The sequence below is a fragment of the Sulfuriroseicoccus oceanibius genome (assembly GCF_010681825.2).
GTDB classification, from domain to species: Bacteria; Verrucomicrobiota; Verrucomicrobiia; order Verrucomicrobiales; family SLCJ01; genus Sulfuriroseicoccus; species Sulfuriroseicoccus oceanibius.
This window is the reverse complement of record NZ_CP066776.1, coordinates 785,832-812,576: the sequence shown is the minus strand read 5'-3', so window position 1 is coordinate 812,576 and position 26,745 is coordinate 785,832. Positions and strand designations below refer to the sequence as shown.

Below are 26,745 nucleotides of genomic sequence, written 5' to 3'. Positions count from 1 at the left end.
GGCGATCCGCAAACAGACAAACGCCGAATTGCACATCAGAAGGATTCCCGTATCGTACCTATCAGCGGATTTGTTTACCATCCGCCACGCAATTCCCTCTCAATCAACGTGAGTGACTTCCTTTACATCATCGGCGTGATCGTCCTCGGCCTGGGGCTTCGCACCTTCGGCCACCCCGTCCCCAGAAAGCTCGGGATGATCGCCTTCTTCGGCGCCTCATTTCTGATCGGATTCTTCGTCTCCGGCAACTCGTGGGGCGGCGGACTCATCTCCCTCTCGGTTTGGTTCCTGCTCCCATGGCTGGAAATCCTCACCCGGATCCGCAAGCTGCGACTGCCCACCCGCAAGTCCATCGACTCACGTTTCCCCCCGACCCGTACCGAGTTCCCTCAGGTTCACGAAGTCTCCACGGAAATCGCCAACGCCGGCTTCCGCCAAATGAACAACGTCGGCTGGCAGGATGACCAGTCCCGGCAATTCTTCCGCATCTTCCACCGCGACGAAGACCACACCACCGCCACGCTCTGCCTCCACGAACAAGCAGGTCATGCCATTCTCTTCGTTTCGCTCTCCAGCCGCACTGAGGACGGCCGGCTCTTCCGCACGTGGAACTATCCATTCTCCTACAGCATGGTGATGCCGCCAAACCAGCACACCCTGCGCGCAGCGGAAGCCCGATCGTTCAACGAGCTCATCGACCGCCACATCGAGTTCCTCGACGACAACCTCGTCACATCGGAACAAATCGTCACCCCGGCCGATGACGAATTCCCGCGCCAGCTGGAGATCGAGTTCAGCGAGCAAGTCGACCACAACCTCGACCGCGGCATCATCCGTCCCGCAGGTGAAGGCTTCTTCCGCTACTCCCCACGCGGGCTTTTCTTCCTCTGGGCTCAGTTCGTCAAAGACCTGGTCAAACTCGGCTAGCCCCATTCTGCGCCAATTGCGCACCAGCGGCTCAGCCCCAAATCCACGCTACCACAAGCGTTCCCGCCGCACCCGCACATTTGATGCCTGGCATCAAATTGCGTTGCATCCCACCACGTCCGTGCGCAGATGCCAGCCTCCGCTTGCCCGGAACCTCAGGCAGCGGGCTCGATCCCCTCACCACACCTGATTTAGTGTAATCCTGCGCCAAACGGAAGTCCCCGATCCGCGCGCAAACCACGGTTTTACCGACAACAAATCAGCATCGCGTTATTTGATGGCTGGCATCAAATGATTGGTCGAACGTATCTGTCGATGAGCCGCACTCGGGCAGAAATCCTGCGCTCTATCGGCGGACACCTGCGAGTACAAGGTAGAGCCCGGCGACGAACAACCCGAGGAACTCGCGCACCGATTCAATGTAGGGCCGCTCCATCGCCATTTGTCCGTAGATCGAGTTAAAGTCCCCTGACGTCAAATAACCGACAACTCCAGGCCCCGATACGAGCAACCCCGCAATCACCATCCCGACGACCACCTTCACCGCGGAGTCCATGCGTCGGCCCATGAAACGAGCGACCGCAACGCCGGCAACAAGCAAGTAGACGACAATCCAATACAAAGGATCTGGATCGTTCATCTGCACGAAGGCCACCGTTAGAAAAAGCAGTGCTGCACCCGCATGGAGAATTTTCAGCTTACCGGATTGCGATTTAGCCCCCTCACTCATAGGCGCTGATGTTAGTGAAGAGGCCGCCCGGCGCAAGTCCGCTCATGCTGTTCATCGCAAACCTCACAGTACCGAACCCCAAGATTGACGCGTCGCGACATCGCTCACATCCTCTGGCCTTCTCCCATGTTCAACCCCGCCTCCAGAATCACCCCCACCGAACCTGAAAAGGAACTTCGCTTCACCCGGTCCCGACAGGCTGCAGGCTTTGCGGCGGTAGGCGGATTGGCAATGGCCGGCTTGATCGTAGCCGCGGTGAACCACTGGCAAGCGGCAGCCACCGGACTGACTCCGACCATCGCCTGGTGGTGGATGATCCCTCTGGCTGTCGTCGCGGCCGCCGGTTTCTGGGCCGCAGCGTTTCTCACCGTGCACGCCTATTTGCTACTCACACCCCTCGGGATTGAGATCTTTCCATTCTGGCGACCGGCAACCAACTTCCGCATCATTCATTGGTCCGAAATCAAGCGGCTTCAAATCGACGAAGCGCCCCCTCATTTGACCATTGATCTGAAGGGCGGGGGTGGCGTGGTGCTCAGTCTGGCTCCTCTCACTCACCGATCCCGCACACTCCTCCGCAGGGCATTGGAAGGACGAACCCAGGGACCTGATGCCAGCTAGCCCAAGGCTGGCCATGCGTCGCCCCACTTATCCCGAATCCCCAGTCACTTCGATCGCTACAACCGAGACGTCGTCTTCCTGCTCACCGTCCGACCACGCCACGACATCGACAATCAGAGCCCGAAGACAATCCTTCAGCCCATGCTTCCGCAACCGCTTCACACAGCGTTGCAACTGCGCATCTTGATACAACTCTCCATCGCTATTGGCCGCCTCCAAAACCCCGTCGGAAAAGAACAAAACGCGGTCCCCTCGCTCCAGTTGGGCTTCCCCTTCCTCGAACTTCGCACCTTCGATCAATCCAATCCCAGGCCCCATCGCATCCAAAGTCCGGCAGTCCCCGCTGGCTGAGACCAACCGCGGCCCGGGATGCCCGGCGGAGATGAACCTGTAGGAGCCTTCCCGTACATTGAGCACCCCGTAATGGATCGTAAAATACTGGACCGTTTCCATGTTGATCGGAAACCGCACATTCAGCCTCTGCGCTACCAACCGAGGAGGCGCCAACGTGTAGCCTCCGTCGACATCCCGTTGCCACAACACCGAATCATCCGATCGCATCGGCGACATCACGTGACTCAGCGTGGAGGCCAACAAAGCCGCCTGCACACCGTGCCCACTCACATCAAGTAGGTAAACACCAACGCGATCCTCATCGAGCGGGAACACATTCAGCGTATCTCCTCCCAACTCCTCACAGGGCTGATACGCAAAGGCGAACTTATAACCCTTGAGAACCGGCATATTCGAAGGCAGCAACGCATGCTGGATTTTGGCCGCGGCCTCCAGGTCCTCTTTCACTTTACGGTATGCTGCTTCGGCCGAATTTTTCGCCACTTCCAATTCACGCCCCACCTTCTTGCGGTGGTCAATATCACGCACGATCACGTCGGACATACTGTCGAACGATCTGGCCAAGTCCTGGACTTCAGAGAACGCGGCACGGTCTCCCTGCGGACGCCGATGGTATTTCCCGTCGGAAAACTCCACCACAGCCGCCCGCAACCGCCGCAAAGGCACGACCCCGTACTTCGCGATCAAACCAAAAAGGGCCAGGCTCACCAACACTGCCAAGCCCCCTAAAGGCCACGACAGATAGAGGTAAAAACGCTCGCGATCCAAGCTCGCCATCACCTCATCCGATGTCCTCTTATCGACGTGATCAATGAACTCGTTGATCGTCCGCATGATCTCCGCCTTCGCTCGATGGTAACGATCATTATAGACCAGCTGCATCGCCAAATGCTGGTTCGGTGCGGCTTGGACGGTGAAATTCCCCTCCTCATCACGAAACACTCCATTCACCGCCTGCATCGCGTCTTCCTCCACAGTAGCGAGCGCATCCGACTTCTCCCTCGCCTGCTGCAACAACTCAAACTCGTGGTCGGTAAACTGCAGCTCACGCATCCTATCCTCGAGTGACTTCGCCTCACCCTGCTCGGTGGGCCGGGTACCGTCCCGCCCGACCAGGTCCCAATACGACCGTTCATAACGCTGCGGACGGGGGCTCTCACCATTACGAATCGCCACGACCTCATAGAAATACTGGCGATAGCGCGGGTCGCCAGTCGCTACATAAGCCCGCACCAAGCGCGTCAGGTCATCCGAGCTCTGTCTCAATTCATCCGCCAGGTGAAACGATTCATACCGCCGGTGCTGCCCGACAGCGACATCCTTGTGCGCCCCCCCCGATGCCCACACCAAAGCCACCAACGCAATCACCAGCACCGACCAACCAACGACCACCCCGATAAACAAATGCTTGATGGCCATCACTCTGAGGGAAAAAACAAACTCTCAGACGCCGGTAAATCTCCCAGTCCTCACCATGCCCCAACGTCTCCCCCACCCTACGTCTCAAATCCAACCAAAGGCTGCATCAGAGCACAAAAAATCACCCCAGCCCGCAAAGAACGGACCGGGGTGACTACACGCAACAAACAACAGAACAAACTTATCCGTGACGAAACAAAGCCAACGGCAAGCCTCCCATACCGAGCAAAAAGGCAGGGGAAGGCTCAGGCACCGCTGTGATCGTCACATCTTGCACTGTGTCACCCTTCCTATGGACAGCCTCGCCGAGGCGTTAACCGAAACTCAAATTAAAATATTCAGCTACGGCTGCACCAGCACGCGGAAGAACCGACGCAGCCCCGATACAGGGAAACTGTAGACGTCGCGCGTCTTCCCGCCTCCGAGCTCAGTCGAGCTTACAGACGAAGGTGTCACGGGCTCCCAGCCATCCAGCGTCTCGGTCATCTCAAATCTCGGGGTCACCCCGACAGCCGACGAATCGCGTACCACTTCCAATGCCACACCGCCTGCAACGGGAGCCGCCACAATCGGTACCGGCATCTGCTCCTTCGTCACCGGGCTGTTGCCAAAGTAGTACTCGGCAAGCAAGTCTTGTCCGTCGTTATCCGAATCAGATGTCGGCGCCGATGTTTGGAGTCCGTGCTGCTGACGGAACCCATCAAACCCACCGGGCAGGACATTAATCTCCGCAGCAGAGGTCCAGTTGGCATTATTCACTTCATCGCTCGCGGTGAAGCGGAAGTAACGCGCTTCGATCGCATCGAATGGCACCTGCTGCAGCACTGGGTTGTTTTTGATATTCAAGAACTCGCCTGTAGCCACCGTCGTCCACTCCGAGTTGTCCGTACTCACTTCAAACACATAGTTCTTCGCGATTCCGTTGGCTCCAGTACCCCGAGGAAGGTAGGAAAACCCACCAATCCAGCGGACACTTCCCATGTCCACCGTCAGGTGGTGCGGATGCGCAGCCGCCGCAGCGTAATCCGTGTGCCAGTTGGTCGATGGATCATCATCGATCGCATAACTTCCAGGCTCAGCCCCCTCCTCACTACTAACCGAAATCACCGTCCATCCTGTCGGCGAATAGCCCGAGAAAGTCTTGATAGTTTCGAAGCTCACCGAGTTTCCATTCACCGCGATGGCCCGCACCGTGCCCCCAAGTGGCAAGTCCACCGCACCGCTGTAGGTCGGTGATGCCATGGTCGGAGTCGTCCCGTCGATCGTGTAATGAATCGTGTCACCGGCCGCGGCGGTGATCACCACTCTTCCGGCAGCGTCCCGCTCGGCAATCTGAGGTGAATCCAGAAGCTCGGCAGACTGGTACAACCCGACATTCGCCAGAGTCGGCTCTGTGCGCGACTGGGTAATACGAATGCGTACCCGGTCTGTGGTCACTTCAGGGATCTGCAAAATCCGTTTGTGCCCGACACAAGTACTCGTGGCCTGCTGCACCCAGGCGCCATTGATCCACGCATCGATTGCGAACGTTTCAACACGCATCCCCCGCTGGGCGATGGCTTCCTGCAACACAACGCGGTCGAAGGTTCTCACCTCAGGCATTGTCAGCGTCACGGTTGGCGTGCTGTTGCCTGCTTCCGACTCCCAATAACTATCCAAGTCCCCATCAATCATGCGGCTGGCCGGGCTTTCGGCCAACTCCGAATCCGCCGTCACCGTGCCGTCCAAGGCCAGATTATTAGAGAAGGTTTGTTGTACAATGGTCATCGCCTCCATCAGCGGAGTGATTTGGTTCTCCGGGATCAGGCCGCGCTTGTCTGGAGACAAGTTGAGCAACAAATTCGAGTTCCGTCCAACCGACTTGTAATAGATATCAATCAGTGTATTCGCCGACTTCACACCGCGGCTTGGTGTGTGGAACCATCCACTGAGAATTGGCACATCCGCTTCCGCCGGCCACCAGGTCAGGTAGTTCCCACCAGTTAACCGAGCACGGCTCCCCAGGTCGGTCGCAGTGGCATCCCCCCATGTATAAACATCGGGATGCTGGGGGATCGGAATGGGACTCCACTCGGTTTCGCGCGAGTGACCATGTTCGTTACCAACCCACCGCACATCCGGCCCCTTCACCGCAATGTTTGCGCCCGGCTGGAGTTTGCGAATCAGATCATACCAATCGTGGCGGTTATACGCCTGTGGCTGCGGCCCGTTCTTTGGTGTCGCTCCATCAAACCAAACTTCAGCGATATCCCCGTACTCCGTCAGCAATTCATAAAGCTGGTTGAGGAAGTAACGATTATAGTCGTCCGCTTGGTATTCATAAGACTCAAAGCCGGCGGGTGGCGTCCGTCCCTGGGTCGGATCGCTGCCAAAGGTCGCCGGATTGGTCGGAATGGTCGACAACCGGGTGGCGCTACCATGTCCATAGTAACCCGAGCCCGTTGTGTAGTTGGTCGCGGATTCAATTTGATACAAATCCGCCGGCGACAGATACACCCCGAACTTGATCCCGGCTGCCGCACACGCATCCGCCACATCGCGCACCACGTTGCCCGTGCCACTCTGCCACGCACTCGATTCCAAATCGTGATCCGTGTAGCGGCTAGGGAACAAACAAAAACCCTCGTGGTGCTTGACCACCAGCATCAACATGGTGCCGCCGGCATTCTTGATCACATTCACCCACTGTGACGCGTCGTAAGCGGTCGGGTTGAAATCATCCACCGACTCGCGGCCGTCGCCCCACTCCACTTCGTTGAAGGTATTCGGCCCGAAGTGGATGAAATACGTCGTTTCCAACCGCTGCCAATCCACTTGGCGAGGCGACGGCAACAACTTCGCAGCCTTCTCAATCCGCACCGCTTCACTATCCGATGGATCCAGATACTGCACCGTATCGTAGTCGATCACCGCCGGTGGTGGTGGTGGAGTAATCTCACCACCCACCAAGTGCACGCGATCGATATGCACATCCTTGCCGCCGGCACTCAAGCTGAAGCGCAACTGCAGGTTGGTGTTGGCCGATGGCGCACTCAGCGAATAGTTCACCTGGATGAACGATGCCTGGGACGAGCTGGTGCTGATCGAGCCCAGGGTCGCGTAGGTGGTATTCGCCTGGGTATCCCAAAGCGAGACCGTCAGTGTGGTATCATCACCACTGCCACCGGTTTTATAGTCAAAGCTTAGCTCGATCGTATCGGACTGCGCCACCGTGAACGTGCGGGAGGAGGTCAGAGTTTCGCCGCTATTGTTATGAATCTGAACGAAGCGCGAGTTGGAGGTGTTGTCAGCACCAAAAGGATCCGTACTTAATCCACTGTTGCCGGAATCCACCCACACACCTCTCTCCGCGGTCCATCCCTCCAGCGAACCATTGAATGACGATGTCTCACTGACAAACCCACCGTTCCCATTCGAGGCATCAATGATCGCCGCATCCACCGGCCCCAAAACCCATGCGCTACCGACTCCAACATAGAGGAGCGCCTTCCGTCCAAATTCTTTCATTCGCTGTTTAGTAATCAAACATCATCCACAACAACTGCACCTAAGGTGCCCACCACACCCGTACATGGACGACGGTCGGTCAGCGTTAACACAAAAAAACCCTCCACCGCCCTCCCGATTTCGGGCGATGAAGGATTCCGGATCTTGATCCGAGAAGAGACATTTCACGAAAGCCCCGCATCAACCGCTTACTTGCGGCGACGTAGGATCAAAGCAAGCCCACCAAGGCCAAGCAATGCGGTCGACGACGGCTCAGGAACCGCATTCACACCAGTAACATCGACCCAATCAGAGCCAACGCGGATCGCATCAAGCTCACCTCCACCGCTACCATTCATCCACAAGAGCAGATGACTGGCGCTCATCGACGAGTCGAACGCACTCTGTGCCGTCCAACTGATCGACGAAAGGTTGTTGTCAATCGTATCATTCTCCGCATAGCGCATGATATCGATCAAGTCGTTACCAGTCGAACTGAGGGTAATCCGCCCCACCAGGAGGCCGTACCCATTAACGCCACCAGCTGCCTCGGCAGCCTGCTGGCCGTAGACACCCTGACCTCCATCAAGCGTGCCATGGGAAATGTATGCGGCGTTGCCACTTCCGCCGGTAAAGTTATTCCAGCTGAAGCCGGCGCCAACAAACTCGGACGAACCTCCCGCACCAGAAGCGAAACCCATCCCCATCGCGGTGTCCCCGTGGTTGCGCAAACGAACACTGAAATAGATCACCCCGTCACTGTTGAAGTCGATCGACGAGGTCATGCCGCGAGTCGCATAGATGCCGGTATCCCAGCTACCAGTTCCATTCCAGACGCCACCCTGAGCTCCGGCATTGGAAGCCAAACCCGGCAACGTGCCGCCATCGACGTTGAAGTTATTTGCGGTGTTGATCCCGGTACTTCCAGTGGCCGCCCAAGTTCCTGTGAGGCCAACTGTAGTCGAACTATCGCCCTGGCCACCAATATTCGTGTCAGCTGCCATCCCATCGAACAACTCCTGAATATGCAGGGCTGCGCTGGAGGACCCGATCATCGCGGCGCCCACAAGGAGCGTTGCCATCGTTTTTTTCATCATTATGTCTAGGTTTTTTTGTTTAGCAGGCAGCCCGCAACGGCACCAAACCGCACGCAGCCAGCCCGCCACACCCGTACATGGACGACACCCGGTCAGCGTTAACACAAAATTCACCCGCATTTCTAACCACACCACAACCACCACAAAAAAGCATTCCTCCACCCCCCTCCCGATTTCGGGCGATGGAGGATCCCGGATCACAATCCGGGGGGGCTTCACGAAAGCCCCGCATCAACCGCTTACTTGCGGCGACGCAAAATCAGCGCCAGGCCACCAAGACCAAGCAATGCGGTCGACGATGGCTCAGGCACCGCCTGGGCTGTGGACTCCAAATAGACACGGTCCACATGAATGTCCCTGCCTTGACCTGCTCCACCAGTCAGGGTCATACGCAATTGGTAATTGCCACTCACTCCCACCGAAGCTGCGCTATCAAACTGAGTGTAACTCGTTGGACCTCCAGTCGTACTCAAGACACCCAACGCGATGCTATTGCTTCCATCCCACAAATCCATAGTCAAGGTATGCTCAGCTCCCGAACCTGCAGTCAACCAGTCGATCGCAAATGTCAGCGACTCACCAGCAACCAATGCAACTGCGGCCGAAGTAAGGGTCACCCCACCGTCATCCTCAAGCTGAACCGACCGCGAGTTCGCTGCAACATCAGCACCAAACGGCGCGGTAGTGAGTGTTGATCCACCCGTATTGAGCCAGACCTTGGCTCCTGTGATGGTCCAATCCGTGAGAGCAGTGCCCTCCGTCCGACCAGTTGTGGTGCTTACAAAGCCACCATTGTTCACTCCATCTCCAATCAAGACCGCGGCATTAGCAGCCCCCATCATTGCAGCGCCGGCAAACAGCGCTGTCATCATCGTTTTTTTCATCGTTTTATCTATTGGTTAATGCGACAGCTCTGGCCGGCACTACGCCTCGCCACCTGTCACACACCTCAATGGACAGGCGCAAACGGGCGTTAACAAAATCCTTCCTCAAAAAACAGAACATCCACCACCGGCTAGCCGATGGTGGATGTTCTAACATTCGAGCCTCTGCGCACAGCCCCCGGCAATCAGTTAGGGACGGCGTCGCAGAATCAAAGCCAAGCCACCAAGACCAAGCAGCGTGGTCGAGGTCGGCTCGGGCACGTTGGTCGCCAGACTCAACTGAAAGTCAGCTCCTTCATCAAAGGTGCCGGTGAAGGTGGAAAATGCCGCCCCGTACATCTCCGCATCGATTCCGCGCCCTTCGAAACCGGAGCGATCGAAGAAACCGTAGCTCACGTACGAAGAATCCGGCACAGCAAAGTCATTGTTATCCACTGTTCCGAGCATCACTCCGTTCACATAACCGGTGAGACTGGAGTTTGTAGCATCCCACACCATCGCGAGATGCACCGGCACCCCTACATCGGGAAGATCGCCTGCCACGCTCCCGTAGGTCCCTCCGTCCCAATACCCCACTTGCAGTTCGCCTCCATTGTTATTGATACGGAAGTCGGTGTCACCCTGAACACTGATAGCCGTTAATTGCCCACCTCCGAATGTATTAAAGCTCACCACAGTCTCAGCAACCCAGCTGGTACTCGTGAGCGTCCCGATAGATGTGGGATCGAGAGTAAAGCCGTCAGTCCCTCCGGCGACAAATGCCGAACCTGGAACGACTCCCACGCCGCCACTGGCCGAAAATGTTCCCGTAGTGTCGATTTCCCCGCCACCCAATGTGTAGGTCGATCCAGCCAACGAGCCATCGAAGTTGACCAGCAACTGATTGGTTAAAGAAGTCGCCGCGCTGGCTACGCCAATCATGGCAGCCCCAGCGATCAGTGAGGTGATAGATATTTTGATCATGGTGATTGTGTTTGTTGGTAGTAGGCAGGCGTGAGCCCCCCCGACACTCGGCCGGAGCCTGATTAGCTGCCATACAGGTCAAATGGACACAACCAACTGAGCGTTAACCAAAAAACACAAACAACGTTTACTCCCCTTCGCCCACTCGGTTCTCCTCCATCAACTGGCGCACTCGGAACGAGTTGATCGCCCCCTCGATGACATAGACCTCATCCAACATCAAAGGCGACAGCGAGCCCGGACCATCAGCCGAAAACAAAGAGCTCGCCATTGAGACCGGCACCGACTGAGGACTGCTCACCTCGGTCGCCACCTCGATCCTCTCGGCATCCCTTTCCATCCAGTACTCATGGTAGAAGGAATCGGTCCGGTCCTGCCAACCATCCACATATTGCACCACATGCGGCGCACCATTGGGAAGATACTTACCTGAAAAGACCTGCACCACATGGTGCCACTTACCATCGCCAATGTGACGACGCCCCTTCACCCAGTAGCCCCCAAATGACAAGCCGGCCACTGTATTGCCCGAATCAGCATCCAGCGATTCCACAAACGAGAAAAACGCACTGGTATCGGGACCGTCGGCTTTGTCCACGCGTGTTGGATCGAGTCGTCGCTCCCCCCATCCCAGCACGGGATAAAGATAACGGTGTCCCTCTTCCAGCTTCACCCAGTAGGCAATCGTACGCGGCGCATCGCCACCAATCCCCGGCCAATCGGTACCAATTAAACCGCCTTGCCCCATATCGTGCAACGCCTGCCCGAAAACCCCAGGAGTCGAGACAAATGACGCCGGAGCAGACTGCGCTCGAAAGCCGGTTTCCATCACCTCGGCGAGCGGATGCGTACCACCCGCCACAAGGTCTACATAACCGTCCCGCGGTTCAAAAGCCCAATGCACGTAGGGCACATACTCCGGCAACTCCTTGAGAAACTGATGCGGAGCGAGCGCCACCTCACGCAAATCACCACCGTCCACCAATTCGCGCGCCGCCCCTCCATTAAGAACCACGGCCGAGCCTGCACCAGCACCGTGAGTCACTTCAACGATCCCCTCGAATACATGCACCTGATCTGCGCCGTCATCGACCGACACCACCCCGAACTCCGTCCCCAGATCTTTTACAGTGAACTCAGGAGTCACCACTTCGAAGCCCTCTGCGCCATCCTCAACGCGGAACCACCCCTTGCCGCGCGTTAGCTCCAGTGCACTCTCCGACCGCAACGTCAGCTCCGCCGGCGCCTGCACCACAGCAGTCACACCTGACTCGAACCCCAACTGCACGACACCCTGCTCCAGCACCATTCGCGATCCCACACGCATCGCAGCATCCGAGGCAGCCACCAATTTGCCGTCCTGCAAATGCTCGATGGTGTAGCTACTATCGGGAGCCAATTCCACCTCCAGTGCATATTCCACCGACTGATCCACCCGCAACAAACTCAGCACCAATGCGGAAACCAACAACACGGCAGCAGCAGCGGCTACGGCAATCCTAACCTCCCGCGCACGACGCATCCGCAGCACATCGCGCATCGAAATCACCCTCTGACGGTCACCCCCGGAGCTTGCAACCGGAGCCAGCTCCGCCTGTAGCAGCACATCATTCGCCACGTACTCAAGATACTCGCGCCGTGCCTCCGAAGACTGTCGAAGCCACGCATCCAACTCCGCCATCTCATCAGCATCCAAATCACGCTCGACCAAGCGCGACAACAAATCCTGAAACCTTCCCTCGCGCATCAGATGCCCCCCCCTTCGCGAATCAACTGCGATGCAACACACTTCCGCAAGGCAGCGCGCAATCGACACAATGTTACCCGCAGCGACGCCCGGGTACGCCCCAACTTCTGAGCGAACGCGTCCATGTCCTCAGACCGGCTCTGATACCGCTGTTCCAACATCTCCCGCTCGGTGGGTTTCAAATTGTTCAAACAGCGGGCCAATGCAGAGCGCCGCGCATCCGCAGCCAGCGGATCAGCGGGCAACGCCTCCTGTTCGAGCATCTCCGCGAGCTCATCGGAAAAGACCAACCACCCCGAGCGAGCCTTCTTCTTGCGGTAGTCCCGCACTTTGTTGCGGGCAACGGTGCACGCCCACGCCGCAAAATTGCTTCCCATTTCAAAGTCATCGCGCTTGCGCCAAAGCACGATGTTCACCTCCTGCACCAGATCCCGCACGTCTGGACTGCCAGGCACCAACGACGAAATAAACATCCGCAAGATGTCCTGGTGGTCGGTGAGCAAGCCGACAAATTCGTAACTGGATTCGGATTCGTTCATGGAGCGAAAGCACAAGCGACACCAGCCGCTTCGGTCACAATGGACACCGCTTCCGCAACGTTAACCAAAAAATTTACATTTTGTATGCTCGTTGTGCGGGTCAATACGCACCGGCCGAATAGGTCAGCTCATAACTGTGCGTGTAGATCTCGAATACAATCCCGAACGGGTCCTCGACATAGACCATCTTGTACGGCTTCTCACCCGGGTAATACGCACGGATCGGCATCCGCTGCTTGCCGCCTGCCGCCACGATTTTCTCCGTCAGTCCTTCGATATCCGGATCCTGAACGCAGAAGTGAAAGGTCCCCGTTTTCCAATAGGCAAATTCCTTGGGCGTTTCGTTGTTACGGAACTCGAACAACTCGATCCCGATCTTATCGCCGGTGGACAGGTGGGCGATTTTGAAACTGCCCCACCCCTCGCCAAACACATCGATACACATCTTGCCGATCGCCGTCTCCTGTTCCTCCACCACCTCGCTGGGCTGCATGATCGTGTACCACCCCATGACCTCCTCGTAGAACTTCACCGCCGCCTCCAGGTCCGGAACCGACAAACCAATGTGCGAAAATGTCTTAGGGTACGTGCTCATACCCTAAATCAACGCCCGCCAGAGAGAATGGGATGCCCCCCTACCTCAATTCTCGTGGCCGCCAAATGCCAACACACAACTTCCAATCCCGACAAAGCCTGCGATAGAAATCATCATTCATTCGCTCCGCTGAATACCCGATGGAGCATGGACACTCCTGTCCATGGCTAACACCTGTGAGTTCAGAAACCAGCCAACACCGCGCCAAACAGTCTACCGCTCACCCACCGAGCAGCCCCGGGTTCATCTGCCACAGCACGTAGTTGAGCACCGACGCAAAACCCACCCACAGCCAATAGGGCACCAACAACCCGGCAGCGACACCGCTGACCCGCCGGAAGACCACGATCGTCCAGACAATCGCGCCGAATAACAAAAGGATCTCGGCAAACGCCCAGCCTCCCATACGCCAAGCGAAGAAAAGCCAGCTCCACAGACCATTGAGCACCAACTGGAACGCAAAAACCGACAACGCCACCCGCTGGGCTTTGAACCCGCCGCGCCGCCAGACCAGCCACGCCGCCACCGCCATCATCGAGAACAACAAAGTCCATACCGGACCAAACAACCACCCCGGTGGCGCCCATGCCGGTTGCTCGAACTTCCCATACACCGCCTGCGCCTGAAACGACGCCGCAGCCCCCACCGCCGAAACCGCGAAACAAACGACGAACGACACGATCAACCCAACGATCTGCTTTGGCTTGGAAAATTCGGACATTGTATTCACTCCGGCAATGCTTATCGGCTGAAACCGATCGGTCGAGATCTAATTGATCAGTCCGTAGAGACTTCGCTTACAACGCCAAGCCTCGGCGCCGCAAATCCCTCGCTGAAGGCGAATCTCATAACAGCCTGGGGTCAGCGAGCCTCCGGCGAGCGCGCCCCCAGGAAAACCGCACCCCACCCTCGGCCGAGCGTGCGGCCCCACCGAAGCGCACGACGCCTCCCGATGGCCCCCTCCCCCAACGACCGGACACCGCACTCCCAAAATCCATCCACCTCTGCGTCTTAGCGTCTCTGCGTGAGCCCAAATCCGCGCCATCCCCATCATCTGCGGACTCAAACCATCCTCTCTCATCCTACCCATCTGCGGACTCCCATCCTTCCGCGTGAAACCCATATCCCCCCAATTCAACCAGAGTGCGCACCCCGCCACCTCCACCAAATGCCAAAGCGGTGATTCTCACCGCACTCCCAAAATCCTTCCACCTCTGCGTCTTAGCGTCTCTGCGTGAGCCCAAATCCGCGCCATCCCCATCATCTGCGGATTCAAACCATCCTCTCTCATCCCCCCCATCTGCGGACTCCCCTCCCTCCTCGTGAAACCCATATTCCCCCCCCAATCCAACCAATCTGCGGCTGATGCGCAGGTGGTTCTTGCCCTTGGGGTTTCTCGCGCTACCTATTTCACCATGAGCGACCGACGCAAACCTTTCCCGTTCGACGAGTTTGAGTCCCAGTGGCAGCAGCGCTGGGATGCTGAGAAGACCTACCGCACACCGAATCCAGGCGATGCGGACTTCGACGCGACCAAGCCCAAGTTCTTCGTGCTCGACATGTTCCCGTATCCATCCGGTGCGGGGCTTCACGTCGGTCACCCTGAAGGCTACACCGCCACCGACATCCTCGGCCGTTACAAGCGGATGAATGGCTTCAACGTGCTCCACCCAATGGGCTGGGACGCCTTCGGTCTGCCGGCCGAGCAGTACGCAATCAAAACCGGCCAGCACCCGCGCATCACCACCGAGCAGAATGTCGACAACTTCCGCCGTCAGCTGAAGTCGCTCGGGTTCGCATACGACTGGGACCGCGAAGTCAACACGACCGACCCGAACTACGTGCGCTGGACCCAGTGGATCTTCCTCCAGCTCTACAATTCCTATTTCAACGAAGAAACCCAGAAAGCCGCGCCGATCAGCGAGCTCGAGGCCAAAGGGTGGACCCGTGAACAAATCGACGCCGAGCGCTTGGCCTTCATTTCCGAAGCTCCGGTGAACTGGTCGCCGGATCTCGGCACCGTATTGGCCAACGAGGAAGTGGAAGAATGGAAAGCCAAGGGCCACACCGTGGAACGCCGTCCGCTGCGCCAGTGGATGTTGCGTATCACCAAGTACGCCCAGCGCCTGATCGACGAACTCGAGCCACTCGACTGGCCGGATTCGATCAAAGCCCTCCAGCGCAACTGGATCGGCAAGTCGACCGGCGCCGAGGTGCAGTTCGACATCGAAGGCCACGAGGTCACCGTTTTCACCACCCGTCCCGACACGCTCTTCGGCGCGACCTACATGGTGCTCGCTCCGGAACACCCGCTGGTGAACGAAATCACCACCGCCGAACAGAAGGACGAAATCGCAGCCTACGTCAAAGCCTGCGCCTCCAAGTCCGACTTGGAGCGTGGCGAGCTGAACAAGGACAAGTCCGGCGTCTTCACCGGCGCGTACGCCATCAACCCGGTGAACAACGAAAAGATCCCGGTCTGGATCGCCGACTACGTGATGATGGGCTACGGCACCGGCGCCATCATGGCGGTTCCTGCCCACGACGAGCGCGACTTCGAGTTCGCCACCAAGTTCGAACTGCCGATCATCCAGGTGGTCGAGCCAACCGACGGATCGGATTGGAAGGGCTTCACCGGCAACGGCAAGTCGGTCAATTCCGGCTTCCTCGACGGCATGAAGACCAAGGACGCCAAGAAGGCGATCATCCAGTGGCTTCGTGACAACGGCAAAGGCACGTTCAAGACCAACTACAAGTTGCGCGATTGGCTCTTCAGCCGCCAGCGCTACTGGGGCGAGCCATTCCCAATCCTGTGGGATCAGGAATCCGGCAACCACTTCCCTGTCGACGAAGCCGAACTGCCCGTGCTGCAGCCGGAAATGGACGACTTCAAACCAACCGGATCGCCGGAAGGCCCATTAGCAAAAGCCACCGATTGGATCAACTACAGCGAAAACGCCAAGCGCGAAACCAACACCATGCCGCAGTGGGCCGGATCGTGCTGGTACTACCTGCGCTACTGCGACCCGAACAACACCGAGCGCTTCATCTCGAAAGAGGCGGAAGACTACTGGATGGGCGGCGACAAGCCAGGTGGCGTCGACCTCTACGTCGGCGGCACGGAGCACGCGGTGTTGCACCTGTTGTACGCGCGTTTCTGGCACAAGGTCCTCAACGACCTCGGCCATCTCTCGACCAACGAGCCGTTCCAGAAGCTGGTGAACCAGGGACTGATCCTCGGCGAAGACGGCCAGAAGATGTCAAAATCGCTCGGCAACGTGGTCAACCCGGACGACGTCGTGCGCGAATACGGTGCCGATGCTCTGCGCTTGTACGAAATGTTCATGGGCCCACTCGAGCAGGTCAAACCATGGCAGATGAAGGGAGTCGAGGGCGTGTCCCGCTTCCTTGCCCGCGTCTGGCGCGTCGCCTTCGAACAAGGCCAGGACGGCAAGTGGACCTTCAATGGCAAGATCCAGGATGTCCCGGCTGACTCCGACGCCACCCTGCGCAAGGTCACCCACGAAACCATCAAGAAGGTCGGCGAAGACATCGAGAAGCTGTCGTTCAACACCGCCATCTCCCAGATGATGATCTGCACCAACGCGTTCACCAACGCCGATGTGGTGCCGCTGAGCCTATTCAACGACCTGCTCAAGGTACTCAACCCATTCGCCCCGCACCTCACCGAGGAGCTCAACGCATTGGTGTCGAAGCAATTCGCCACCGAGGCAACGATGCTCTCGGAGCAGGCCTGGCCACAGTTCGTGGAGGAATACCTGATCGAAACCGAGATCGAGGTTGTCATCCAGGTCAACGGCAAGCTCCGCGACAAGCTCCGCGTGAACAAAGACGCACCAAAGGACGAGATCGAAGCCCTCGCCCTCGCCAGCGACAAGGTGAAAGCCAACATCGACGGCCTTACCGTCCGCAAAGTCATCGTCGTCCCAGGACGACTGGTGAACATCGTGGCGAACTAAGTCACAGACCGCTCATTCCAGCCACCCCGTTGCAGCACCCGCCTGCAACGGGGTGGCTTTTTTTTGTGTGCCGAAAGCGAATGACCTCGATGGCGACCGGATCTCCGACCTTCCTGACCACAAATCATGCGTCCCGAAATCGTCATCAGCTTCTCAAAACGCCAGTCACGCCCGAAGCGGATTTATACGCGTCAGAATTTGCCGCCCACCGCCCAGCACCGGAGGTGCGTCCCAACACAGCCCATGCCAACGGCATGGGGTGACACCTCCCCCGTCACCGAGCCCTGAATAGGCGATCCAACCACCCGATAAACCTCGAAAACGCCCCTCCTGATCTTCTTTCCGCCCCCCCATGCACTCCTGAAGGGAGGCTGGATCAAAGCACAGGGCTTCAGCCCTATGTCACACCGCCAATCCTAAGCAGGCCAAGCCACACCGTCGAACCGAGCCCGCAGGCCGCCACTGAGCCCCCGCCAACACCACCATCCTGCCTCAACCTCCCCGCTCGTCAGATCCCAGAAAATGACTGTCCAGGTTTTATATGTCCGAAGACCCCGACGCGGTTTTTGCCGGGGATTTGAGGTTTCGCGCCTGACGCAGTTCTGTGAGCAGGGAGATCATTTCATTCACGCTACCTAATGCTTGTAATTCTCCCAGAAGGATCTGCTCGAACCTCTCCCCAAATTGGCTTATTCACACCTGGTCTTCCTGCGGCAAGTTTCATTTTTTCCCAACCTGTTGGGTGAAGGCCATAGTCGATTATCATTTGATAGTACGACCTGCTATCCGTTGGGAACTTTGGCCCATAGCTGATCTTAAACCCATGCTCCTCAAGAATATTCCTAGCTTCAAAGATATCGTCACCAATACTTATCAGTTCCCTGACTTCTAGCTCATTGACCTTGAGCTCCCTGTCCCTCGTAATACTGCCGCAAGAAACCAGCCACAAAGCCACGGCACAGACAACTATTCTTTGTAACATGTGTAGTGAACCGGGACACGCATCATTTCTAACCATCCGCGATACTCTGCACACCCGACAACTCATCGGCAATCCATTTCAGCCCGCCTCCGCCAATTCTCCCTCAAATAAACCGATTCCACGCGGCTTCGCCCGAATCACCACACCTTCTGGGCACGCCCCCCCCGCACGGCTTCAGCAACCACGCGAGCTCGTCGTTTCACTCACGGCACAGCGAGTTCTAACCGTCGCTGGAGTACATCAACACCGCAGGACGGTGGCCGCAGAACCATCTGCGCCCAATACCTTCCGCCGCCACGTCATTCTTCTAACTGCTTAGAGACTTCATCTACCGTTAACCGACAAACACGCAATAGCAATAGAGCTTCAGAGTCAGTCAATACACCAGCTTCAAATCGCGGACTGAGCTTTTGAACGAGTAAAGGCAAATCCACCGAAGTAAGCCCGACCTCACTGAAAAACGTAAGATAATAGGATATTTCATCCCGAACAACGTCTGCTGGGAAATGGCCTTTAGTGAACGCGAACGGACGACAGAGATGTTTCGTTTCGGCAGGTTCTATATCTACTAAACGCCCTTCTCGAGACACGACTTCGACCAACAACTTTTCTAGGTTTTCTGAACGTAAGACCTCAACGCCCCCCTTAGGTTCTTCCGCATAAGCCGAACAACACAAGCAAGAAAAAACAGCCATCAATAAAGAAAATATGAATATGAGATGCGCTTTCATAATAAGATCCAACTCGTAATTAAGGCTTCTTGCTCCAATCATTGCAAGAGGAGGTACTACCCATCCGAGACACTCTGCCCCCCCCGCCAGCTCATCGGCAATCCATTTCACCTGGGCATAACAAATCCCGCAGGGCTGTAGCAACCACGCTGGCTCGTCGATTCACTCACGGCCCAGCGAGTTCTAACCGTCGCTGGAGTACATCAACACCGCAGGACAGTGGCCGCAGAACCATTTGCGGCCCAACTCGCCCTGCCGCTTTGGCCAGCAGCCTCACCTTCGCGGCTACCAAATGCCAGGCCCAGGTTTGATCGGTTAAGGAAAACCAGGTCTCGATCCCGCGCCATGGAGGTTCGACGTCCCCGTCGACTCCCAAAGAGCTGAGCACAGCGACCGCTCTCACCCGACCGAGAGGCTCCGCCCATCACTCCTCTTCTCCCACACCTGAGAATCCGCGCAGATTTTCCCGTGCGATCGGTTGCACGTCTTCCAAGACGTGCGAAGGAATGCACACAATCCCGCCGCCAGGGAATCACCCGAACGATCGCACCATGGAACTTCTCATTCAAAACCTCGTCTCGCCGGTCGTGCTGGCCTTCCTCCTAGGCATTATCGCCCGCATGGTGCGCAGTGACCTGGAGATCCCCAGCGCAATCTACCAGGGCCTTTCGATCTACCTCCTGCTCGCCATTGGCCTCAAAGGCGGCGTCGCACTTTCCCAGACCCCGCCTGCCGAACTCGTAGGCCCCGTGCTGCTGACACTGGCGCTTGGCGTGCTCACTCCCTTCTCAGCCTTCATCCTGTTGCGCAAACTGGGCAAACTCGGCCGCATCGACGCCGCAGCCACCGCGGCACACTACGGATCGGTCTCCGCAGTCACCTTCGTCGCCGCCATCGAAGCGGTAAAACACTCCGATATCCCGGCGGCAGGTTACCTGCCGGCCCTCGTCGCCGTCCTCGAGGTTCCTGGCATCATCGTCGGTCTGCTGCTGGCTCGCCAAAGCCAGTCCGGCGGCATCAAGTCCGCTCTGCACGAAGTGCTCACCGGTAAGAGCATCTTCCTCATGCTCGGCGGCCTGATCATCGGCACCGTCTGCGGTGCGGAGAAGGTTTCCACCATCGCTCCATTCTTCATCGATCCCTTCAAAGGCGTGCTCTTCCTGTTCCTGCTCGAGCTGGGAATCGTCGCGGCGAGCCGCTTCCGCGACCTGGCACAAGCCGGCTGGCGTCTGGTCCTCACCGGATGCTTGCTCCCTACCCTGCACGGCACCATCGCCACCACCGCAGCCACCTACATCGGCATGAGCACCGGCAGTGCCGCCGTCTTCGGTGCCATGGTGGCGAGTGCCTCGTACATTGCCGCTCCGGCAGCGGTCCGTATCGCCTTGCCAAAAGCGAGCCCAGGGATTTACCTCACGATGGCGCTGGGTGTTACATTCCCGTTCAACCTGGCCATCGGCATCCCTCTCTTCCTCAAACTCGCTCAACTGACCAGCTGATTATGGCAACGACCACCCCCATGAAACTTGTGACCATCGTCACCGAAGGCCTCCTCAAAGACCAAATCACCGAGCTGCTCAAACAACAGGGAGTCCGCGGGTTCACCATCACCCGCGCCGATGGCGAGGGCTCACGCGGAATCAACGCCAGCCACTGGGAAGGACCTAACTTGAAGATCGAAACCATTGTCACCGACGCCGTAGGCCGCAGGGTCATGGACCTGATTTCAGAGAAATACTTCGATCATTACGCCGTGGTGGCATGGCTTACCGACGTAGAGGTTTTACGGGGGGAGAAGTTCTCTCCGGTGCCCGATGAGGACACCAAGTAGACCTCATCCGACACCTCTCCGGCCCTCCTTCCGAATCATCTGACCGCATCCAGCGCACGCCAGCGCCGGGATGCCGATCGACGATTTCGACCAACTCATGATTTTTATTGCGCGCATTTCACAGCGCGTGCCGATTAACACGCCCCCAGCATCAATGAAACGTTTCCACAAAATCCTCGCCTATTGCCCCGATCAATCACAGACGGAGCGTGTCCTCAATTGGTGCAATGTCATCGCCTGGCGCTCCGAGCCTGAGCTGATCTCGTTGGTCCGCGTCCAGGAGAAGTTCCTGCCGGAGTTCCCATCGGAGATCACCGAGGACGAATTCCTGGAGTCCGAGCGCGCTGACCTTGCCGCCGAAGCGGACCGAGCCATTCCCGACGTACCAAAAGAAGTCTCCATTCTAATGGGCGACCCGCTCAAAAACCTGCTGAGCGAACTCTCGTCCGGCGACTACGACCTGCTCGTCCTCCCCATCGGAGACGCCCAAAGCCGCATCTTCGCCGAGCGCCTCGCCCGCAAGAGCCCGATCGGGGTGCTCCTCATCCCACCCGGAGTGGATCCGCATTTCCAACACATCCTCATGGCGGTCGATTTCTCCAACATGAGCCAACTCACTCTGGAGTGGACCCAGGCCTTTGCCAGCCTCGCCAAACGGGACCCTATCCTCGAGGCCCTGCACGTGATGCACACACCGGTGGAATCCCGCGCCACCCGTGCCATCCCCGTCGAGTCCCTGCGCAATACCATTCACGACACCGTTCACGGCAACCTCAAAACATTCATCGACGAAAACGCCACCACTCCGGATGCGTGGAACCTCATCGTCAAAGAACACCCTCTGCCGGGTATCGAGATCGTGCGTGAAGCCGATCAACTCGAAGCAGACCTGATCGTCATCGGCGCCTACGGCCGCAATGCCTTGTCCATCGCCTTGCTTGGGGGCGCCGCTACCGAAGCCATCCGCTCATCCGACCGCCCCATCCTGGTGGTCAAACGCAAGAACAAGTCCCTCGCCTTCCTCCGTGAACTTCTAGGTCTGTCCAACTGACTCCTCCATCTCTCACCATGATTGACGTCTTCTACTGGCTGGCCGCTCCAGTCCTCCTCGCTCTGATCATCGGGTTCGCTCCCAATCTGGTCAAACGCGCCCCACTCGTGTTCGGTGGGGGCATTGCCGCTGTCTTCCTCACAGCTGCCGTGTCCTTGCTCATCACCGTTTCCCAAAGCGGCGAGCAATCGCTCAGCCTGCCGTGGCTGCCGCAATTGGGAATGGACATCGAGCTGCGTGTCACCAGCTTCTCGGCGTGGTTCGCCGCTTTGATCTTCACCCTCGGTGCCAGCATTCACCTGTATGCCGCGGGCTATTTCAAGAAGCACGAGCGGCTTCCGTTCCTGCTGATCTGCCTGCTGCTTTTCACCGCGTCGATGGTCGGCGTGGTCTGGTCGGACAACTTCTACCTGCTGTTCCTGTTCTGGGAAGCGACCTCGCTGTTGTCGTTCCTGCTCGTTGGCTTCCATCATGAAAAAGAAGACAGCCGCAAGAAGGCCGCCCAGGGATTGCTCGTGACGCTCTTCGGCGGTGCCGCCATGCTCGCCGGCTTCGTTCTCGTTCAAATCGAAACGGGCGCCTCCACCATCTCCGCGTTGGTCGACCTTCCACTCGTCGACTCGCCGACAATCACCGCAGCGCTCGTGCTGGTCGTACTGGGAGCGCTCACCAAGTCCGCCCAGTTCCCATTCCACTTCTGGTTGCCGAACGCCATGGCAGGCCCGACTCCGGTCTCCGCCTTCCTCCACTCCGCCACCATGGTCAAAGCGGGTGTCTACCTGCTGGCGGTGTTGGCTCCGTTCTTTGTCGCCCACTCATGGTGGTCGCCGCTGCTGATCTTCTGCGGTCTCGCCACCGTTCTCGGCTCCGTCTACCGCGCGCTGCGCGAGGACGACATGAAGAGCATCCTCGCCTCGACCACACTGGCAGCACTCGGCTTCCTCACCGTCCTGGCAGGCGTCGGCACACCCGCCGCACTGAAAGCCTTTGTCATCTTCCTCACCGCCCACGCACTTTACAAAGCCCCGCTCTTCCTCTCGGCGGGCAACTTGGAAAAGCAATTCGGCACCCGCAAGCTGAGCGGACTCCACGGCGCCGCACGCCGAGCCCCACTCACCGGCACCGTCATCGTGATCTCGGTGCTGTCGCTGATCGGGTTCCCGCCACTGCCTGGCTTCCTCGCCAAAGAATACCAACTCAAAGCGCTGTGGAGTGATTCACCGGGCGTCGCCATCGCCGCCGCCATTGCCGCCGCCGGCATGATCTTCATCGGCCTGCGTCTACTGGCGCCATTGCTCGCCCGCGACCACGTTGCCACCCGCCGCCAGATGGCGCCCGCACCGCTGGCCATTGCCACCGCACTGCCCGCAGTCTGGGTGCTGCTCCTGATGGCATTCCACGGATGGGCCAACCACGCCTTCTTCGGCCCGGCCGCCACGGCCCTGAGCGGCGAGTCCAGCTATGGCTACTCATTGTGGCACGGCTGGACCCCTGCCCTCGCGCTCGGCATGGGCGCACTCGCCACCGGTGCCATCGCCACCCTCCTGTGGGGACGCAAAACCGATCCAAACGGCACCGCACCGGGCTCGCAGATCGAAGCGCTCTACTACGTCGTCGTCGAAGCCATCGCCCGCGGTGGCAAAACCTGCGGCAAGTTGTTGGAAAAGGGCGCCCTCTCATCCCATCTGGCTCTCATGATCTTCGCCATCGGCGCGCTTTCACTCGCGTCGATCGATGTCGCCAGCTGGCCTGACTTCGACAACTTCCAGACCGAGCACACCGTGCTCTTTATCTTCCTGGCTCCGGCACTCGCAGCAGCCGCCATCATCGCAGCCTACACCGACCGGCCACTACTCATCCTGGTGTCGCTCGGCTTTGTCGGACTGCTCATCGCCTTCCTCTTCCTGTGGCTCAGCGCTCCGGACCTGGCCCTGACCCAGCTGCTGGCGGAAACGCTGATCATCTTCCTGATCACCGGTGTGCTGTTGAAAGCCAAACCGGTTCGCCGTCAGGGCGTGCCGAACTTCATCCGCTTTGCGGCAGGTGCTGGGGCCACGCTGTTGGTCACATTGCTCATCCTCAAGGCAATGGCGGTCGAATGGGACCATCCCGTCTCCGATTACTACCTCAAGCACAGCAAATCCGATGCCTTCGGCGCCAACGTCGTCAACGTCATCCTCGTCGACTTCCGTGCGCTCGATACCCTCGGTGAGATCGTCGTGCTCGCCATCGCCGCGATGGGCGTCGGCGTATCGCTCGGTGCAGCGCGCCGCCGCGCCCCGCTGCCGGACAACGTGGACTCCCCATGGACTTCCACCGCATGCCCTGTGCTGATCACCATCCTCGTGCCCACCGCTCTGTGGATCTTCTGGCGCGGCCACAACGCACCAGGCGGCGGATTCATCGCCGCTCTGATGCTCGCCGCCTCGATCGGCCTGGCGCTGCTAGTGTCGCGTCCCGGATTTACTCCGGACAAAATGCGCCGTCTCTCGTTCCGCCTGCTGGTCAGCGGACTCGCCGTCGCTCTGCTCTCGGCATTGCTGCCTACCACCGTCGGCAAGCCCTTCTTCACCGGCCTCTGGCTGCACTGGGGAGACCTCCACCTCGGCACGCCTTTGCTCTTTGACCTCGGCGTCATGCTCACCGTGCTCGGTTTCGCCCTGAGCTACCTGCGCCACTTCCACATCAACTCACCCGCACCATGCAAGTCATAATCGCCCTCATCACCGGATTGCTCATCGGAGCGGGCATCTACCGCCTGCTCGGTGGTGCCAAAATCGACATCATAATCGGCCTCATCCTCATCAGCCAAGGCGGCAACCTCATCATCTTCGCCTCCGGCGGGCTCAAACACAACGCCCCCGCACTGCTCACCGATGAGGCCACCAACGCAGCCTCCATGGCCGACCCACTACCTCAAGCCCTCGTCCTGACCGCCATCGTCATCGGCTTCGGCATCCTCGCCTTCCTGCTCACGCTTCTTACCCGTTCGTCCAAAGCATGAACCCACTGACCTCCATCCTCATCGCTCTTCTCACGCCGCTTATCGGGGCGTTGCTGGCGCTCGCCAGCCGTACCCGACCAAAGCTCGCCGTGACCAGTGCGGTCACCGCCTCGGCCATCACACTCGCCGCATCGATCTCGCTGGCGTGGGCCACCCGCAGCGGTGACGTTTTCGCCATCCACGCCGGTGATTGGCAGGCGCCATTCGGCATCACCCTGGTAGCCGATACCTTCGCCGCCATCATGCTGGTCGTGTGCCAGTTGGTCATCGTGGCTTCGGTAATCTTCTGCGCCAAAACCCTCGACGCCAGCTACCACCGCCGCTTCCTCTACCCATTGCTGATGACGCTGTCCTTCGGCACCAATGGAGCATTCCTCACCGGCGACCTCTTCAACCTCTACGTTTGGTTCGAAGTGCTGCTGCTCTCGTCCTTCGCCCTGATGGCTCTGCTCCGTGGCGAAGACGGCCACGCCGCCGCCTGGCGCTATGTCGTGATCAACTTGATCGCCTCGTTGCTCTTCCTCGCCGCCGCCGGCCTCATCTACGGCAAAACCGGCACCCTCAACTTCGCCGAACTCCGGGTCCGCTTCTCCGAGGCAGAATCCTCGTTCCTCATCAACAGCTCGGCCGCGCTGCTCTTCGGGGCATTCGGCATCAAGTCCGCACTCATCCCTCTCGCCTTCTGGCTTCCCGCCGCCTACCCCAAACTCCCGCCCGCATTGTCCGCGCTCTTTGCCGGCTTGCTCACCAAGGTCGGACTCTACGCCTTCTTCCGCGTCTTCGGCATGGTCTTCTCGGACGGCACCGCATTTCCTCACCAGGACGTGCTCTTCGTCGTCGCCGTTGTCACCATGGTCGGTGGCGTGCTCGGCGCGGTCGGCCAGGGAGAAATGCGCCGCATCCTCTCGTTTCACATCATCAGCCAGGTCGGCTACATGGCGCTCGCGCTGGCAATTTACAGCCCGCTCGCTCTCGCCGCCGGCATCTTCTACATCGGCCACCACATCATCGTGAAAGCCAACCTCTTCCTCGCCACCGGCTTGGTCGAGGCGCACGCCGGCAGCTCGGATCTTTCCAAAACATCCGGCGTGATGAAGACCTCCCCGGTGATCGCCGTCCTTTTCGCAATCCCGGCCCTGTCGCTCGCCGGCATCCCACCTCTCTCCGGATTCTTCGCCAAGTTCAGCCTGCTCCACTCGGCACTGCAACTCAGCGACTGGATCGGTGCCGCAGCCATCGCCCTGGTCGGCCTGCTCACCGTCTTCTCGATGCTCAAAATCTGGCGCGCCATCTTCTGGGGCGATGCCGAACCACGTGAAGCAAAACCCCACCCACTGCTCAACCTGACCTCCGCCGTGCTGGGTCTCACCACCATCGCCATCGGTCTCGCTGCCGGTCCGCTCTTCGAAATTGCCCAAACCGCTGCCAACGGCCTCATCGATCCGCAAACCTACCTCGAGGCAGTCCTCTCCACCCCACTATGAAACAACTCATCCTATTCCCTTTCTTCTACCTGAAAGAGGTCATCGTGGGCACGCTGATGGTCGCGCGGGATGTCATCGCCCCGCACCAAAAACTCGCCCCGATCCTGCTCCACGTCCCTATTGATCCGCTGACACCAAAGCAACGCCTGCTTCTCGCCAGCCTCATCAGCATGACCCCGGGTACCATCTCCATCGACGAACGCGACGAAGGCCGCACGCTCATCGTCCATTCGCTCTATGGCGCCAACAACCCGGAGTCGACCATCGAGCACCTCAAAACCCATTACGAGTCGTTCGTAAAGAAAATGCCAATCTAACGC

At 58.5% G+C, this 26,745-nt stretch carries 22 protein-coding genes; 10 read left to right on the top strand and 12 right to left on the bottom strand.

From position 1 onward, the window contains the following. The first annotated feature begins 108 nt into the window (after positions 1 to 108). On the top strand, positions 109 to 927 hold the full coding sequence (locus G3M56_RS03105; RefSeq protein ID WP_164363219.1) for a hypothetical protein: 819 nt from the start codon (positions 109 to 111) through the stop codon (positions 925 to 927). A gap of 346 nt (positions 928 to 1,273) precedes the next feature. Here G3M56_RS03105 and G3M56_RS03100 read toward each other — a convergent pair whose 3' ends face one another. Further along, positions 1,274 to 1,657, bottom strand: coding sequence for a transmembrane 220 family protein (locus G3M56_RS03100; protein ID WP_164363218.1), 384 nt, complete (start codon positions 1,655 to 1,657; stop codon positions 1,274 to 1,276). Between the two features lie 126 nt (positions 1,658 to 1,783). Between G3M56_RS03100 and G3M56_RS03095 the strand changes: the two genes are divergently transcribed. After that, positions 1,784 to 2,278, top strand: a complete 495-nt coding sequence (locus tag G3M56_RS03095; protein ID WP_164363217.1) for a hypothetical protein — start codon at positions 1,784 to 1,786, stop codon at positions 2,276 to 2,278. A 27-nt stretch (positions 2,279 to 2,305) separates the two neighbouring features. On the opposite strand, the gene G3M56_RS03090 is transcribed toward G3M56_RS03095, so the two are convergent. The 9 genes from G3M56_RS03090 to G3M56_RS03050 form a co-directional block, all read right to left on the bottom strand. Next, entirely contained in the window at positions 2,306 to 4,051 is a 1,746-nt protein-coding gene (locus G3M56_RS03090; RefSeq protein WP_164363215.1) for a PP2C family protein-serine/threonine phosphatase, read from the bottom strand. A 342-nt stretch (positions 4,052 to 4,393) separates the two neighbouring features. After that, positions 4,394 to 7,558 carry a discoidin domain-containing protein gene (locus tag G3M56_RS03085; protein WP_164363214.1) on the bottom strand — a complete coding sequence of 1,055 codons (3,165 nt, stop codon included), beginning with the start codon at positions 7,556 to 7,558 and terminating at the stop codon, positions 4,394 to 4,396. A gap of 188 nt (positions 7,559 to 7,746) precedes the next feature. Further along, positions 7,747 to 8,619 (bottom strand): PEP-CTERM sorting domain-containing protein, encoded by an 873-nt coding sequence (locus tag G3M56_RS03080; RefSeq protein ID WP_164363213.1) that lies wholly within the window; start codon positions 8,617 to 8,619, stop codon positions 7,747 to 7,749. 254 nt (positions 8,620 to 8,873) lie between these two features. Next, positions 8,874 to 9,518 (bottom strand): PEP-CTERM sorting domain-containing protein, encoded by a 645-nt coding sequence (locus G3M56_RS03075; protein ID WP_164363211.1) that lies wholly within the window; start codon positions 9,516 to 9,518, stop codon positions 8,874 to 8,876. Between the two features lie 189 nt (positions 9,519 to 9,707). Continuing rightward, positions 9,708 to 10,481, bottom strand: a complete 774-nt coding sequence (locus G3M56_RS03070; protein ID WP_164363210.1) for a PEP-CTERM sorting domain-containing protein — start codon at positions 10,479 to 10,481, stop codon at positions 9,708 to 9,710. A gap of 127 nt (positions 10,482 to 10,608) precedes the next feature. Next, complete coding sequence (locus G3M56_RS03065) at positions 10,609 to 12,228, bottom strand: FecR domain-containing protein (RefSeq protein WP_164363209.1); 1,620 nt, start codon at positions 12,226 to 12,228, stop codon at positions 10,609 to 10,611. Beyond that, complete coding sequence (locus G3M56_RS03060; RefSeq protein ID WP_164363207.1) at positions 12,228 to 12,767, bottom strand: sigma-70 family RNA polymerase sigma factor; 540 nt, start codon at positions 12,765 to 12,767, stop codon at positions 12,228 to 12,230. Before G3M56_RS03060 ends, G3M56_RS03065 begins: the two co-directional genes overlap by 1 nt. 100 nt (positions 12,768 to 12,867) lie before the next feature. Next, positions 12,868 to 13,362, bottom strand: coding sequence for a lactoylglutathione lyase family protein (locus G3M56_RS03055; RefSeq protein WP_164363206.1), 495 nt, complete (start codon positions 13,360 to 13,362; stop codon positions 12,868 to 12,870). Positions 13,363 to 13,582: 220 nt separating this feature from the next. Continuing rightward, positions 13,583 to 14,083 (bottom strand): TspO/MBR family protein, encoded by a 501-nt coding sequence (locus G3M56_RS03050; RefSeq protein ID WP_164363205.1) that lies wholly within the window; start codon positions 14,081 to 14,083, stop codon positions 13,583 to 13,585. A 694-nt stretch (positions 14,084 to 14,777) separates the two neighbouring features. Here G3M56_RS03050 and leuS point away from each other — a divergent pair. Beyond that, positions 14,778 to 17,342, top strand: coding sequence for a leucine--tRNA ligase (gene leuS, locus G3M56_RS03045; RefSeq protein ID WP_164363203.1), 2,565 nt, complete (start codon positions 14,778 to 14,780; stop codon positions 17,340 to 17,342). Positions 17,343 to 17,973: 631 nt separating this feature from the next. Here the strand turns inward: leuS and G3M56_RS03040 are convergent. Continuing rightward, complete coding sequence (locus tag G3M56_RS03040) at positions 17,974 to 18,324, bottom strand: hypothetical protein (protein WP_164363202.1); 351 nt, start codon at positions 18,322 to 18,324, stop codon at positions 17,974 to 17,976. Between the two features lie 299 nt (positions 18,325 to 18,623). Then, positions 18,624 to 19,166 (bottom strand): hypothetical protein, encoded by a 543-nt coding sequence (locus G3M56_RS03035; protein ID WP_164363200.1) that lies wholly within the window; start codon positions 19,164 to 19,166, stop codon positions 18,624 to 18,626. A gap of 440 nt (positions 19,167 to 19,606) precedes the next feature. Between G3M56_RS03035 and G3M56_RS03030 the strand changes: the two genes are divergently transcribed. The 7 genes from G3M56_RS03030 (at position 19,607) to G3M56_RS03000 (ending at position 26,742) form a co-directional block, all read left to right on the top strand. Then, entirely contained in the window at positions 19,607 to 20,554 is a 948-nt protein-coding gene (locus G3M56_RS03030) for a sodium-dependent bicarbonate transport family permease (protein WP_164363199.1), read from the top strand. Between the two features lie 20 nt (positions 20,555 to 20,574). Continuing rightward, on the top strand, positions 20,575 to 20,886 hold the full coding sequence (locus G3M56_RS03025; RefSeq protein WP_235203559.1) for a P-II family nitrogen regulator: 312 nt from the start codon (positions 20,575 to 20,577) through the stop codon (positions 20,884 to 20,886). A 154-nt stretch (positions 20,887 to 21,040) separates the two neighbouring features. Then, complete coding sequence (locus tag G3M56_RS03020) at positions 21,041 to 21,937, top strand: universal stress protein (RefSeq protein ID WP_164363196.1); 897 nt, start codon at positions 21,041 to 21,043, stop codon at positions 21,935 to 21,937. Positions 21,938 to 21,954: 17 nt separating this feature from the next. Next, positions 21,955 to 24,651 (top strand): hydrogen gas-evolving membrane-bound hydrogenase subunit E, encoded by a 2,697-nt coding sequence (mbhE, locus tag G3M56_RS03015; protein WP_164363195.1) that lies wholly within the window; start codon positions 21,955 to 21,957, stop codon positions 24,649 to 24,651. Next, a complete protein-coding gene (locus G3M56_RS03010; RefSeq protein ID WP_164363193.1) occupies positions 24,639 to 24,941 on the top strand; it encodes a sodium:proton antiporter in 303 nt (100 codons plus the stop codon). Before mbhE ends, G3M56_RS03010 begins: the two co-directional genes overlap by 13 nt. After that, positions 24,938 to 26,425: a proton-conducting transporter transmembrane domain-containing protein gene (locus G3M56_RS03005; RefSeq protein ID WP_164363191.1), complete on the top strand. Its 1,488-nt coding sequence runs from the start codon at positions 24,938 to 24,940 to the stop codon at positions 26,423 to 26,425. The genes G3M56_RS03010 and G3M56_RS03005 overlap by 4 nt, the downstream gene beginning before the upstream one ends. Beyond that, a complete protein-coding gene (locus tag G3M56_RS03000) occupies positions 26,422 to 26,742 on the top strand; it encodes a Na+/H+ antiporter subunit E (protein ID WP_164363189.1) in 321 nt (106 codons plus the stop codon). The genes G3M56_RS03005 and G3M56_RS03000 overlap by 4 nt, the downstream gene beginning before the upstream one ends. The last annotated feature ends 3 nt before the right edge of the window (positions 26,743 to 26,745 follow it).

What these genes read in the sequence shown, in the direction of transcription:
- G3M56_RS03055 (WP_164363206.1), bottom strand. Translation starts at nt 13,362, where the DNA reads ATGAGCACGTACCCTAAGACATTTTCGCACATTGGTTTGTCGGTTCCG.
- G3M56_RS03040 (WP_164363202.1), bottom strand. Translation starts at nt 18,324, where the DNA reads ATGTTACAAAGAATAGTTGTCTGTGCCGTGGCTTTGTGGCTGGTTTCT.
- leuS (WP_164363203.1), top strand. Translation starts at nt 14,778, where the DNA reads ATGAGCGACCGACGCAAACCTTTCCCGTTCGACGAGTTTGAGTCCCAG.
- G3M56_RS03070 (WP_164363210.1), bottom strand. Translation starts at nt 10,481, where the DNA reads ATGATCAAAATATCTATCACCTCACTGATCGCTGGGGCTGCCATGATT.
- G3M56_RS03065 (WP_164363209.1), bottom strand. Translation starts at nt 12,228, where the DNA reads ATGCGCGAGGGAAGGTTTCAGGATTTGTTGTCGCGCTTGGTCGAGCGT.
- G3M56_RS03030 (WP_164363199.1), top strand. Translation starts at nt 19,607, where the DNA reads ATGGAACTTCTCATTCAAAACCTCGTCTCGCCGGTCGTGCTGGCCTTC.
- mbhE (WP_164363195.1), top strand. Translation starts at nt 21,955, where the DNA reads ATGATTGACGTCTTCTACTGGCTGGCCGCTCCAGTCCTCCTCGCTCTG.
- G3M56_RS03010 (WP_164363193.1), top strand. Translation starts at nt 24,639, where the DNA reads ATGCAAGTCATAATCGCCCTCATCACCGGATTGCTCATCGGAGCGGGC.
- G3M56_RS03025 (WP_235203559.1), top strand. Translation starts at nt 20,575, where the DNA reads ATGAAACTTGTGACCATCGTCACCGAAGGCCTCCTCAAAGACCAAATC.
- G3M56_RS03080 (WP_164363213.1), bottom strand. Translation starts at nt 8,619, where the DNA reads ATGGCAACGCTCCTTGTGGGCGCCGCGATGATCGGGTCCTCCAGCGCA.
- G3M56_RS03020 (WP_164363196.1), top strand. Translation starts at nt 21,041, where the DNA reads ATGAAACGTTTCCACAAAATCCTCGCCTATTGCCCCGATCAATCACAG.
- G3M56_RS03050 (WP_164363205.1), bottom strand. Translation starts at nt 14,083, where the DNA reads ATGTCCGAATTTTCCAAGCCAAAGCAGATCGTTGGGTTGATCGTGTCG.
- G3M56_RS03095 (WP_164363217.1), top strand. Translation starts at nt 1,784, where the DNA reads ATGTTCAACCCCGCCTCCAGAATCACCCCCACCGAACCTGAAAAGGAA.
- G3M56_RS03060 (WP_164363207.1), bottom strand. Translation starts at nt 12,767, where the DNA reads ATGAACGAATCCGAATCCAGTTACGAATTTGTCGGCTTGCTCACCGAC.
- G3M56_RS03005 (WP_164363191.1), top strand. Translation starts at nt 24,938, where the DNA reads ATGAACCCACTGACCTCCATCCTCATCGCTCTTCTCACGCCGCTTATC.
- G3M56_RS03000 (WP_164363189.1), top strand. Translation starts at nt 26,422, where the DNA reads ATGAAACAACTCATCCTATTCCCTTTCTTCTACCTGAAAGAGGTCATC.
- G3M56_RS03100 (WP_164363218.1), bottom strand. Translation starts at nt 1,657, where the DNA reads ATGAGTGAGGGGGCTAAATCGCAATCCGGTAAGCTGAAAATTCTCCAT.
- G3M56_RS03085 (WP_164363214.1), bottom strand. Translation starts at nt 7,558, where the DNA reads ATGAAAGAATTTGGACGGAAGGCGCTCCTCTATGTTGGAGTCGGTAGC.
- G3M56_RS03075 (WP_164363211.1), bottom strand. Translation starts at nt 9,518, where the DNA reads ATGAAAAAAACGATGATGACAGCGCTGTTTGCCGGCGCTGCAATGATG.
- G3M56_RS03090 (WP_164363215.1), bottom strand. Translation starts at nt 4,051, where the DNA reads ATGGCCATCAAGCATTTGTTTATCGGGGTGGTCGTTGGTTGGTCGGTG.